This window comes from Nocardia sp. NBC_01730 (assembly GCF_035920445.1).
Taxonomy (GTDB): Bacteria; Actinomycetota; Actinomycetes; order Mycobacteriales; family Mycobacteriaceae; genus Nocardia.
Map to the genome: position 1 here is coordinate 5,040,790 of NZ_CP109162.1, position 12,321 is coordinate 5,053,110.

At 66.9% G+C, this 12,321-nt stretch carries 11 protein-coding genes; 3 read left to right on the top strand and 8 right to left on the bottom strand.

Annotated elements, in window-relative coordinates:
* Positions 1 to 24: 24 nt before the first annotated feature.
* From OHB12_RS20660 to sucC, 5 genes are all read right to left on the bottom strand, one after another.
* On the bottom strand, positions 25 to 1,542 hold the full coding sequence (locus OHB12_RS20660) for a cell division protein PerM (protein WP_327110230.1): 1,518 nt from the start codon (positions 1,540 to 1,542) through the stop codon (positions 25 to 27).
* A gap of 84 nt (positions 1,543 to 1,626) precedes the next feature.
* Positions 1,627 to 2,664, bottom strand: a complete 1,038-nt coding sequence (locus OHB12_RS20665) for a DUF5336 domain-containing protein (RefSeq protein ID WP_327110231.1) — start codon at positions 2,662 to 2,664, stop codon at positions 1,627 to 1,629.
* A 78-nt stretch (positions 2,665 to 2,742) separates the two neighbouring features.
* The gene (locus tag OHB12_RS20670; protein WP_327110232.1) at positions 2,743 to 3,096 is read right to left on the bottom strand and encodes a hypothetical protein; all 354 of its coding nucleotides are present in this window, start codon (positions 3,094 to 3,096) and stop codon (positions 2,743 to 2,745) included.
* Positions 3,097 to 3,315: 219 nt separating this feature from the next.
* On the bottom strand, positions 3,316 to 4,230 hold the full coding sequence (sucD, locus tag OHB12_RS20675) for a succinate--CoA ligase subunit alpha (protein ID WP_327110233.1): 915 nt from the start codon (positions 4,228 to 4,230) through the stop codon (positions 3,316 to 3,318).
* 25 nt (positions 4,231 to 4,255) lie between these two features.
* Positions 4,256 to 5,422, bottom strand: a complete 1,167-nt coding sequence (gene sucC, locus OHB12_RS20680) for an ADP-forming succinate--CoA ligase subunit beta (protein ID WP_327110234.1) — start codon at positions 5,420 to 5,422, stop codon at positions 4,256 to 4,258.
* A 645-nt stretch (positions 5,423 to 6,067) separates the two neighbouring features.
* Here sucC and OHB12_RS20685 point away from each other — a divergent pair.
* A complete protein-coding gene (locus tag OHB12_RS20685; RefSeq protein ID WP_327110235.1) occupies positions 6,068 to 7,201 on the top strand; it encodes a M23 family metallopeptidase in 1,134 nt (377 codons plus the stop codon).
* Positions 7,202 to 7,375: 174 nt separating this feature from the next.
* Here the strand turns inward: OHB12_RS20685 and OHB12_RS20690 are convergent, their stop codons facing one another.
* Positions 7,376 to 7,789 (bottom strand): MarR family winged helix-turn-helix transcriptional regulator, encoded by a 414-nt coding sequence (locus OHB12_RS20690; RefSeq protein ID WP_327110236.1) that lies wholly within the window; start codon positions 7,787 to 7,789, stop codon positions 7,376 to 7,378.
* An 81-nt stretch (positions 7,790 to 7,870) separates the two neighbouring features.
* On the opposite strand from OHB12_RS20690, the gene OHB12_RS20695 reads away from it, so the two are divergent.
* Positions 7,871 to 8,395, top strand: a complete 525-nt coding sequence (locus OHB12_RS20695; protein ID WP_327110237.1) for a MarR family transcriptional regulator — start codon at positions 7,871 to 7,873, stop codon at positions 8,393 to 8,395.
* A gap of 41 nt (positions 8,396 to 8,436) precedes the next feature.
* Here the strand turns inward: OHB12_RS20695 and OHB12_RS20700 are convergent, their stop codons facing one another.
* On the bottom strand, positions 8,437 to 8,820 hold the full coding sequence (locus tag OHB12_RS20700; protein WP_327110238.1) for a hypothetical protein: 384 nt from the start codon (positions 8,818 to 8,820) through the stop codon (positions 8,437 to 8,439).
* 103 nt (positions 8,821 to 8,923) lie between these two features.
* Complete coding sequence (gene pcrA / locus OHB12_RS20705; RefSeq protein ID WP_327110239.1) at positions 8,924 to 11,512, bottom strand: DNA helicase PcrA; 2,589 nt, start codon at positions 11,510 to 11,512, stop codon at positions 8,924 to 8,926.
* Positions 11,513 to 11,890: 378 nt separating this feature from the next.
* Between pcrA and OHB12_RS20710 the strand changes: the two genes are divergently transcribed.
* Positions 11,891 to 12,184, top strand: coding sequence for a chorismate mutase (locus OHB12_RS20710; RefSeq protein WP_327121297.1), 294 nt, complete (start codon positions 11,891 to 11,893; stop codon positions 12,182 to 12,184).
* Positions 12,185 to 12,321: the final 137 nt, after the last annotated feature.

Consider the following 12,321-nt stretch of genomic DNA (forward strand, 5'->3'; position numbering starts at 1 on the left):
GATGCGGCACCGCCGGGTTAGAGCCTAACGACCGTCTACCCGGTCGCTGTCCGGCAGGTCCGCCTCGACCACCTCGGCGTCGACGATGTCGGGTGTGTTTTCGGCGTGGTACCCGCGAGTGGCTGCGATCGCGGGCTGTTCGTCCACGAGTTCACCTTCCAGCTCCGCCCCGTCGTGGCCGTACTCGTCGTCGTAGTAGTCATCGTCCGCGTAGTAGTCGTCGTGATGGTCCACATCGGCGTTGTAGTCGTCGTGGTATTCCTCGTCCGCGTAGTAGTCCGAGTCCTCGTCGTAGTAGTCGTCGTACGGATCGGTGTAGTCGGCGGGCGGCGCACCGACCGGGTCGATGTACCAGCGGGCGAACGTCAAAGCCACATATCCGGGGATGGCGAGCCACGCGAAAGTGATCAACGCGAAGATCGGCAGGTCGAGCCCGACCCGACCGAACGTGCCGAGCTCACCGCCCGCGACGGCGCCGAGCACCGTCGAGGCGAGGGTGGCCAACCCGGCCGAGGTCAGCGTGGCCCAGGGCGCGATGATCCGGTCGGTCGAGGTGCGGGCACAGTCCAACCCACCGAGCACCCCGATCGCCGCAGGGACGAGCAACAGCACTGCCCACCACCCCGCCGCGGGGCCGGTGGGCACCGAAGCCAGCAGCGGCACAGCCGGAATGGGGCCGCCCACAACGGAGAACACCCCGAACGAGGCGACGCCGAACTGCGCGCTGGATCCGACCAGCACACCGACAGTCTGGACCGCGAGGTTCGGCAGATAGGCCAGCGAGAGCAGGGTCAGCCCGATCACTCCGGCGGCGTTTCCCGCCGACTGATAGGTGTCGCCCAGCCGAGAGACATGGGCGAGGAACGACACAACTACGACCGCGGTGGCGCAGGTCAGCAGGCGAAAGACGGACCGGCCCGCGCCGTAGAGTCCCGAAACGACCCAGTCGGGCAAGCTCATCAGCACGAAAAGCCGGCGCCGGATGCGGGTCGCGATACCTGCGACAGCAGCGAGCAGATACAACCCACCCACCCAAGCGAACGCGGCAAGGGTGTTCGGCGGTTGCAGCGCGATGACACCGGAAGCGTCCTCGGCGACCGCCAGACAGATCGCGGTGACCAGCAGCGGCCCGGCCAGCGCGGCGCCGACGATCCAGCCGAGATCGGCCCTGGTGCTGTTCGATTCCACGGCGCGTGCACATTCGCGGCCGGCAAGCCCGACCAGCAGCACGGTGGGTAGCAGCGGGAGCAGGCCGAGTGGGGTCTTACCGATCACCAGCGGAACCTGATGCATGCCCAGCCATCCGGCGGCGATCGCACCCGAAGTGCCCGCCAGATCGCTTCCCGCGAACAGCAGTACGCCGAGCGCGAGAATGATCATGGTGATCAGTGCGAACGTCGCGGGGCGTCCGGCGACCAAGACGAGCACCCTGGCTCGTTCGGGAGTAAGCGACAGAAACCCGGTCTCGTCCGCGTCAGGGCGTGGTCGCGGCACCCGCGACCCGCCTGTCCGGCGCGCAGGGAAGTTTCTGGGGTAGCTCATGGCTTTTCAGCGTGGCAGCTTCCCCGGCGCGACCGGGTCAGGCGCGCCGCGTGCGGCCGCCGCACCGGGGAAGGTGCCGCTGTCTTACTTGTTGTTGTCGTCTGAGGGACGGAATGCCTGCGTGGCGTCGGAGGACGGATCGCTACCCTGCTCGCCGCCGAACGGCTGGCTCGGTTGCTGGCCGAAGCTCGGCGAACCATACGGCGACTGCTGGCCGGGCTGCTGTCCACCGAACTGCTGGGTCGCGCTCTCGTCCGGGCGCGACTGCGCGCCGTAGGGCGAGCCCGGCTGGGAGGCGCCGTAGGCAGGGGTCGGCTGGCTCTGCCCGTAAGGCGACTGCGGCTGACCGTAGGACTGGCCCGGCTGGCCCTGGCCGTAGGTCGGCTGCGCCGGCTGGTTCTGCCCGTAGGGCGAAGGCTGCGACGGGAACTGCGGCGTGCCGGCCGGGCCGCCGAAGCCGGGCTGCCCGTAGGGGCTGCTCTGTCCGTAGCCGGGCTGGCCCTGCCCGAAGGACGGTTGGCCCTGACCGAACGGCTGCTGCTGCTGGCCGTAGCCGACCTGACCGAAACCGCTCGGGGTGGCCGGGCGCGGCGCGGGCGCCTTCAGAATGCCCGCCTCGAACAGCAGCGCGCCGATCGCGATCGCGGCCTGCACGAAGGCGAGCACGAGCAGGACGTACGCGCCCCACTTCAGCTCGGTACCCTCACCGAAGTTGAGCGACTGGAACAGCAGCGCGAAAAAGCCCGCGGTCGATGCCGCGGCGGCCGCACCGATCCAGTTCTGCTTCGGCAGCAGGGACACACCCGCGAGCAGGCCACCGAGCAGCAGCAGTCCGAGCAGTGGCGAGCCGGACGCCACCTCGAACAGCTTCGCCGACTCCGCACCGCTCACGCGGCTGCCGCCGAAATCGACCGGCTTGCTGCCGAGGAACGGGAGAAAGCCGAGCAGGAAGTTGATCACGCCGAGCGCCGCTACGCCGACCGCCAGGAAGAACGGCAGACCTTTGGCATCGGAACCGGTAGCGCTCGAACCTGAACTCGCACCACCCGCCGAGGGGCCTTGGCTGGATGGTGCTGAGGGCGCGGGTTGGTTGTACCCGGAGCCCCCGGTCGGGTATGACATGTCGTCGTCTCCTAGGTCGAGTCGTACAGGGTCTTCACGGCTGGATCTCTCTGTTCTGACGCTACTGCACTCCCTTGCTCAGGTCACCCTCGACAGACTGGCCGGACGGCCGGATCTGCCCATACCCGGCTGGTCGCGAGCCGTTTGCGGGTGGACGCCGGAGCACGCGGCAGGAGTCGCGGCGCTCCGTGGCGAGTTTTCGCTCATGGTGCTGCTGGGCGTATCGGCGCATTCCCCGCCGACGCCGTCGTAATCGGCCGATTCGCCCCGGTCCGTGCCGACATCGCCCTCGTGCAGACACTCACCGAGCTCCCAACGGGACAGACGACCGAGTCCGGCGCGGCAGGAGCCCGGCCCCACGCCGAGTGAACGGGTGGCGGTGAGCGCGACGATAGCGATGATCCGCAGGCCGGTCGTGGTGGCTCGTTTCACACTGCCGGATTTCTCAGTACCGGGGATCGAGCTGCAAGGCGCCGGTTGAGCGTGGATGAATCGCGGCTGGTGGAACGGCGGCGGTGACCTTCCTTCAGTCCTGCCGCCCTTCGACTCCGCTCGGCGGGCCCGCGGAGATGAACCTCCCGCGTTCCTGCTTCGTATCGATGACGAAGGCCGCCTCCCGAATTCGGAGGCGGCCTTCGGTCGTCTGGCGGATCAGGCGCTGATGCTGGCCTTCTCCAAGATCTCGCGAGCCAGCGCGGCGGTCTCGGACGGCGTCTTGCCGACCTTCACGCCCGCGGCCTCCAACGCGTCCTTCTTCGCCTGGGCGGTGCCCGACGACCCGGACACGATGGCGCCCGCGTGGCCCATCGTCTTGCCTTCGGGGGCGGTGAAGCCCGCCACGTAGCCGACGACCGGCTTGGTGACGTTGGCCTTGATGTAGGCCGCGGCCCGCTCCTCGGCGTCGCCGCCGATCTCGCCGATCATCACGATCAGCTTGGTCTCCGGGTCCTTCTCGAACGCCTCGATGGCGTCGATGTGGGTGGTGCCGATGACCGGGTCGCCGCCGATGCCGATCGAGGTGGAGAAGCCGAAGTCGCGCAGCTCGTACATCATCTGGTAAGTCAGCGTGCCCGACTTCGAGACCAGGCCGATCGGACCTTTTCCGGTGATGTTGGCCGGGGTGATGCCGACCAGCGACTCGCCGGGGGTGATGATGCCGGGACAGTTCGGGCCGATGATCCGGGTCTTGGCGCCCTTCTCCACGTTGTAGGCCCACGCGTACGCCGTGTCCTGCACCGGGATGCCTTCGGTGATGACCACGAGGAGCGGGATCTCCGCGTCGATGGCCTCGATGATGGCGTCCTTGGCGAACTTCGGCGGCACGAACGCGATGGACACGTCGGCGCCGGTCTTCTCGATGGCCTCCGCGACGGTGCCGAACACCGGCAGCTCGACCGCGTTGCCGTCCTTGTCGGTGTGCGCGACGGTGGTGCCCGCCTTGCGCGCGTTCACACCGCCGACGACCTGGGTGCCCGCCTTCAGCATCAGCGCGGTGTGCTTGGTGCCCTCGCCGCCCGTGATGCCCTGGACGATGACCTTGGAATCCTTGTTCAGGAAGATAGACATTCTTTTCGTCCTTACTCGGCCGTCGTTAGCGGGCGGCTGCCAGTTCGGCGGCCTTGTCGGCGCCTTCGTCCATTGTCTGCGCCAGCGTCACCAGCGGGTGCGCGGCGTCGACGAGGATCTTGCGGCCCTCGTCCACTCGGTTGCCATCCAGCCGGACCACCAGCGGCTTGTTCGCGTTGTCGCCCAGGATCTCCAGCGCCTTGACGATGCCGTTGGCGACCGCGTCACAGGCGGTGATGCCGCCGAACACGTTGACGAACACGCTCTTGACCTGCTCGTCGTTCAGGATGACATCGAGGCCGGCGGCCATCACCGCTGCCGAGGCGCCACCACCGATGTCCAGGAAGTTGGCAGGCTTCACGCCGCCGTGACCCTCGCCCGCGTAAGCGACGACGTCCAGGGTCGACATGACCAGACCTGCGCCGTTGCCGATGATGCCGACCTCACCGTCGAGCTTGACGTAGTTGAGGTCGTTCTCCTTGGCCTTGAGCTCCAGCGGGTCGGTCGCGTCCTTGTCCGCGAACGCCTCGTGGTCCTCGTGGCGGAATTCGGCGTTCTCGTCCAGGGTGACCTTGCCGTCCAGCGCGAGGATCTCGTTCTGTGGGGTGCGCACCAGCGGGTTGACCTCGACCAGGGTGGCGTCCTCCTTGACGAACACCTCCCACAGCTTCTGGATGGTCACGGCGGCGGCGTCCAGCACGTCGGCGGGCAGGTGACCCTGCTCGGCGATCGACCGCGCGAACGCCAGGTCGACGCCCTTGACCGCGTCGACCGGAACCTTGGCCAGCCGCTCCGGCTTGGTCGCGGCGACCTCTTCGATTTCCATGCCACCCTCGACCGAGCACATGGCCAGGTAAGTCCGGTTCGCACGGTCGAGCAGGAAGGAGATGTAGTACTCCTCCGCGATGTCCTTGGCCTCGGCGACCAGCAGCTTCTTGACGATGTGGCCCTTGATGTCCAGGCCGAGAATGTTCTGCGCATGCGTGAGCGCGTCGTCGGGGGTGGCGGCGTACTTGACGCCACCCGCCTTGCCGCGGCCACCGGTCTTGACCTGGGCCTTGATCATCACCGGTTTGCCGATTTCCTCCGCGATGGCGCGGGCTTCGTCGACCGTGTCCGTGACGCGGCCCTCGGACGAAGGCACTCCGTGCTTAACGAAGAGCTCCTTCGCCTGATATTCGAAGAGATCCATGTATTCACCGTCTCGTCTGCGTTGCGATGACAACGTCTTTGTTGGCGGCCCGACGTCGGAAGCGGGTCGGGTCGGACTCTAACCAGTCACATGGACGGCCAATCGGCCACGTACATCCTAAGTGGCGCAGGTCACGGAGCGCTGCCCACAGAGGCAAAACCGCTGGCCAACGCTACCGATGAGTAGGTTGCCGACGCCGCGGCAGGTAGAGCCGCCGAACCCAGGGGAGGCATCGGCCTACTACAACTCGTCGTCGGACGACCTCTCGCGAGTGCCCATAGCGCAGTGAGATATTCCGCGCGACGAGCGTGATGAATATCACATGTTCGGATAGGAGGTCGCGCAGCGCTTGTGGGCACGCAATCGTTTCGTTACCGTCATTGCGGTCGATGTCACAACACGGTCACGACGAGGAGGACGGCAAGCCTTGACGCAGCACAGCGCTCCGCAGAGGGAGAGCCGCTCCGCATATGACCGACCGACGCCGCTGACCAGCGGATATTCGAGTATCTTCCGCTTCACGATGTGGCACCGCCGATGAATCATCGCTCCACCTTCGCTCCGGATGATCGCGCGCTGTCCGCACATCGTTACCGCCTCGACAGCGAATCCTTCGGCGCGGCCGGTAGGCACGGGGGTCCCTCGATGGATCGGCATCGAAACTCGCTGTACAACGCGACCCCCGCCCCGGTATCGCAGGCCGAATACGGCTACGAGGCAGCGGGCGAGGGCGACACTTCTGTCGACGACTCGCACTACCACAGCGCGGCCTACCAGAACGCGGGCTACGACAACTCCTGGGCTGCGGACAACGGGTCCGCCCAGCAAGAGTGGTCGCAGGAAAACTCCTGGTCCGACGGTGGCGCATGGAACTCCGGCGATGCATGGGCCGAAGAGAGCTCGTGGGCGTCCGAGGAAAACTCGTGGGCGTCCGAAGACAGCAGCTGGGCTCCGGAGGAGAGCTGGGCGCCCGAGGTCACCGAACCCGAGTCGGACACCCCGGCCGAGCCCACGGTAATCCCCGCCCGTCGCGCCGCGAACAAGCGTGGTGGCGCGCACCGTCTGCCCGCACCGCCCGCCGCCCTCAAGGGGCGCGCCGCGGTCGCCGCGGTCGCCGCCGGTGCGGTCGTCGCCGCAGGGCAGGCCGCGTTCGCTTCGCCGGAGCAGCCGTCACAGGCGGTCGACTACGAGGCCGCAGGCCAGATCCACGAGATCGCCGCGCAGTCGATGAACGTGGCCGACCCCGGCGCCTCGCCGGAATCGCCGCAGGTGTTGAACGTTTCGGCACCGGCCGATCTCGGCCAGTTCAACGACATCCTGCACAAGGGCCAGAAGTACGCCGAGGACCTCGCCGCCCAAGAGGCCGCGAAGCTCCGCCCGCTCTTCACCAAGTTCGCCGCGGGCACCTTCACCTCCGGATTCGGCGCCCGCTGGGGCGTGCAGCATCTCGGTATCGATATCGCGGGCCCGATCGGCACCCCGATCGTCGCCGTCGCCGACGGCACCGTGGTCGAGGCAGGGCCCGCTGCCGGGTTCGGCATGTGGGTCCGCCTGCTCCACGACGACGGCACCATCACCATCTACGGCCACATCGACACCGCCACCGTGTCGCAGGGCCAGCGCGTAATGGCAGGCGACCAGATCGCCACGATCGGCAACCGCGGCTTCTCCACCGGCCCGCACTGCCACTTCGAGGTCTGGTTGAATGGCGTCGACAAGGTCGATCCGCTCCCCTGGTTGGCGAGCCGCGGCATCAGCCTCGGCCCCCAGCGCGACTGATCACCCCTCCGCAGGCGAGGGGCTGGAAGGTTGACAGCCCCGCCGACCTCGGTGGTGCCGCCAGATCATTGGTGGCGACCGTTCAGCTGGTAGCGAGTCGAGTCCCATCGGCATGAGGGTCTCGTACGCGAGTTTGCCGTTCCATCGCGCCCCCACCGAGGCTGCAAGTCCGACTTATGGCATAGCGTCGACGAATCGGGTTAGCAGCCTGGCGAAATCGGCGCGATCACGTGCTGTCCAGTCGCCCATAGCCGCGTCGAAGGCGGCTCTGCGTCGCCGATGTGACTCGGCGAGCATCTGTTCACCTTGCTCAGTGAGCATCAGGACGGACCGCCTGCCGTCGGCCTGATCAGCTACCCGGCGAACCAGGCCGGACGATACCGCAGCACCGACGAGTTTGCTTGCCCTCGGCTGGTCAACCGCTAACGCGGTCGCCACCACGGACACCGTCGGTTCCAACGAAGCTTCGATCACGTCGAGGACATCGAAGGCTTGTCCGGTGGGTGCGGCATCAGTGCCGAGTGCACGCCTTGTCTGCCTGCGCCGAATCGCGATCATCGCTCGCTCGACCTGCTCGACATCGTCCATCCGACCATGTTATAACTAGGCATATACATGTAATACGATATGTATATTCCTAGGCGCATATATTCCGCGAAGGAGTACCCGATGAATTTGCGCACCCTCCTCCTCGGTGTCGCGATCATGATCACGATGCCGCTCGCCGCATGCGGCGGGCAATCGAACGAGTCCGCGCAGCCGAAGGCCGCGACCGGGGCCGATGCCGCGGACAACCGGTTGATCGGCTACCAGGTCAAACGCCTCGACCAGCTCATCGAGCTGACATTCGACCGCCTCATCTCCGAGACCGGGCTGACCAGGCGTCAGTGGCAAACACTCAATACGATCGGCCGCGGAGCCGTCGACGACGCACAACTCGTCGATGCACTGCGCCCGTTCTGGGAAGCGAACAAAGAGAACGTCGACGAGGTGGTGGCAGACCTGGCCGTTCGCGGCTGGGTCGAACGCGGCCCCGACGGCAAGTACGCCCTGACCGCCGCTGGCCGCACGGCCCACGCAGCCGCCGCCGAGACCGTGGGGCGCATCCGAGAGCTGTCCGCCGCTGGCATCAGCGATCAGGAGTTCGCCCAGATGATGGATGTCATGCGGCGCATCATCGCTAATCTGGAGTAGGTGGCGGCCTGATGCCTGACCGCACGCTTCGGAGTACGTCCTCAACTCGCCTGAAATCCAATGGACCAGAAGTGTGCGGGTGAGCGCGGTAGGCCCTCGCCCGCAAGGACGCGATCGGTGCGGCGGGTCAGGGGTGGGCGCACCACCAAGACCTGGACGGCTAGCAAAGCGACGGAAGCGGCGAGCCACAGCCACGGGGTCGCGCCGGGTTCCATCACCAGCGCCGCGACCACCAGTAGCACGGCCGGCACGGTTTCGGCGACGTTCAGCGCGCGGAACACCAAGCGGCCGATAACCGGGACCGAGGGAAGGGTGATCCCGGGAGCGCGGAATTTGAGCGGCGCTCCCAGGAACGAGATGGCCAGCACCATGCCGAGCCACAGCATGGGCAGGAACCACAGGATGTGCTGCGCGACCGTATCCATGCCGCGGACCCTACCGAGGCACCGCGACGGCGGGCAGGGCCCAAATACCCTCCGCGTACCGACCGAACACGGCTCGGCTACCAACCCGGACCGGGCCGAACACTCAGAGCTTGATCAGCGTCCTGCTGTACTGCGGGATCAACCGGATCTTGCCCGCGGTGCCGAAGTCTATGGTCACGGTGGCCAACGGCCCGAAGCCCTCGGCGGCAATCACGCGGCCGAGCCCGTACTTGTCGTCGCTGACCCGATCGCCTACCGCGAGCACCAGAGTGGTGTTGTTTCGCGTCGAGCCGCCGGGTGCTGGCCTGCGCGGACCGCGGTCGCGCACCCCGGGACGCGGCTCCGACCAGCCGTCTCCACGAGTCCAGTCCCGCTCCACCCCGTCGTCGTCACCGCCGCGCCGCCGAATACCCCTGGACGCGGGCGACCCGGTGGGCTCCAGCCGCCGCCAGTCGACGAGATGTCCCGGAATTTCTTGCAGGAAGCGCGATTCCGGATTGGAGACCGGCTGTCCCCAGCCGGAACGGACCACCGCGCGGGTGAGATACAGGCGCTGCCTCGCCCTGGTGATGCCGACGTAGGCGAGGCGGCGTTCCTCGGCCAGCTCGGTCGGGTCGCCCAACGCACGCATGTGCGGGAACTGCCCGTCCTCCCACCCGGTCACGAAAACCACCGGGAACTCCAGCCCCTTGGCCGTGTGCAGCGTCATCATCGTGACGACGCCGGAGCCCTCGTCCGGAATCTGGTCAGTGTCGGCAACCAGCGACACCCGTTCCAGGAACGCGGCGAGCGAACCAGGGTCCGGCTCACCCTCGCCCACCTCCGGAAGCAGGCCCTCCTGCCGCGCAGCCTCCGCGTTGTTGTATGCCTCGGAACTGAATTCCCTTGCGACGCTGACCAATTCGTTGAGGTTGTCCAGACGGGCACCGTCCTGCGGGTCGTCCGATGCCTCCAGCTCGGCACGGTAGCCGGTGCGCTCCAGCACCGCCTCGACGGCATTGCCCACGTCCGGGAAGTCGGATTCCGCGCGTTCGCCCGCCGCCCGGATCTCGTCGAGCAGGTCGAGGAAGCCCATGATGGCGCGCTGCGCACGCGTGTTCAGCAGGGCCACCTTGCCGTCGGCGGCATCGCGCAGGGCGGCTGCGAAACCGATCCCGCGCTGTTCGGCGTGCACCGCGACGCAGGCTTCGGCCCGATCACCGATGCCGCGGCGGGGGGTGTTCAGGATGCGGCGCATGCTCACCGCGTCGTCCGGGTTCCCCAGCACCCGCAGGTAGGCGACGATGTCGCGCACCTCCTTGCGCTCGTAGAAGCGGACGCCGCCGACCACTTTGTACGGCAGCCCCATCCGGATGAAGATCTCTTCCAGCGCACGGGAGTTGTTGTTGGTGCGATAGAACACCGCGACGTCGCCGTAGTTGGCGTCGCTCTGGTCGACCAGCCGGTCGATCTCGCGCGCCACGAACGATGCCTCGTCGTGCTCGTTGTCGGCGACGTAGCCGGTGATCAGGTCACCCTCGCCGGAATCGGTCCACAGCTTCTTGTCGCGCCGATTCTCGTTGCGCGAGATCACCGCGTTGGCGGCGGACAGAATGTGCTGGGTGGAGCGGTAGTTCTGCTCCAGCAGAATGGTTTCCGCGTCGGGGAAGTCGCGCTCGAACTCCTCGATGTTGCGGATGGTCGCCCCGCGGAAGGCATAGATGGACTGGTCCGCGTCGCCGACAACGCACAGCTCGCCGGGCGGCACCCGGTCCTCGGCCTCATCCACCAGATGGTGCCCCACCAGCTCGCGCACCAGGACGTACTGCGCGTGGTTGGTGTCCTGATACTCGTCCACCAGCACGTGCCGGAACCGGCGGCGGTAGTGCTCGGCGACCTGCGGATGGTTCTGCAGCAGCGCCACCGTCTCGCCGATCAGGTCGTCGAAGTCCATCGCGTTCGCCGTGCGCAGCCGACGCTGATACTCGGTATAGACCCTGGCCACCAAGCCGGGCAGTTCGGCATCGTCCGACTCGGCGTCCGTCACGGCCTGGACCGGGTCGATGAGCTCGTTCTTCAGATTCGAGATCGCGGTCGCCAATAGCCGCGCCGAATATTTCTTGGTGTCGATGTCCAGGTCGCGGCTGATCATGGTGAGCAGCCGCCGCGAATCGTCGGCATCGTAGATGGAGAAATTCGAATTCAGGCCGGGCAGGAGCGCGGCCTGCATACGCAGGATGCGAACACAACTGGAGTGGAAGGTCGATACCCACATGTTGTTCGCGCGCGGACCGACCAGTCCGATCACGCGCTCCCGCATCTCCGCGGCAGCCTTGTTGGTGAAGGTGATGGCGAGCACCTGTCCAGGGGTCACCCCCCGGGCGGCGAGCAGGTGGGCGATGCGACGGGTGAGCACGGCCGTCTTGCCCGATCCCGCGCCCGCCACGATCAGCAGGGGCGATCCGGTGTGCACGACTGCCGCGCGTTGCTGCGGGTTGAGTCCGTCGAGCAGTCGTTCGACCTCCTCCGCGCGGCGCCGCTCTCGCTCGATGCGCTGCTGTTCGCGCTCGGAGTCCGACGGCGGCGGCTCGGGGACAGCGGCACGCCACACCCCCTCCTCCTCGGCGTTTCCGCCGACGATCTGCGGATTCGAAGTCGGATCCGGGTACCCGACCCGACCGGCATGCGTTGTGGGAGCCACCGTGATGTCCATCGTCCATCCACGCTACCGGCGAGCACCGACAGACATGAAGCCCCGGGTTCGATGTCGTCCGGGATCAGGCACCGAACAGTGTGAGCTCCCATCACTGGGAAGCATGAGTGAACCGACCAGGGCTTATCAGGAAGCTCACAAACGCAATCGTTTTGCAGACCTTCCACCCCGTGGCAGACTGACCGAATGTTATGCCCTCTCGCGATGCATCCCATCCGGCCACCCGCCGGAGAATCGTGATCGCGGGGCCGGTACCTGAGAGCACCTTGGTGGGGGGACAATACAAGGTCCCACCAGGTCTGTTTCACGGTGAAAGAACTGATCGGTAACGCGCCGAGCGCACGCACCGATCGATGTTCTGACACGAGGAGATGAATGATGAGCACCCCCGCCACGACGACCGGGTCGGATTCCGCGCTGCCTCGGACCGAGGCTGAGATCGACAAACTCCGCAAGGAGATCGACCGCCTCGATGCCGAGATCCTCGCCGCCATCAAGCGCCGCACGGAGATCTCCCGGATCATCGGCCGGACTCGGATGGCGTCCGGCGGGACGCGCCTCGTGCACAGCCGGGAAATGAAGGTCCTGGAGCGCTTCAGTGAACTCGGCCAGGAAGGCCACACCCTCGCGATGTTGCTGCTTCGTCTCGGACGCGGCCGCCTCGGCCACTGATCGCGGGCACCTGTTCTCAGCCGTCGAACACGGCACACAGACCCACGCGGCGATCGCAGGACCGTCGCATCCCCAAGACCGCCCCGAATGCGCAGACCTCGGGGCGGTCGTTTCATGTCCGCAGCCTGTGATCGGGC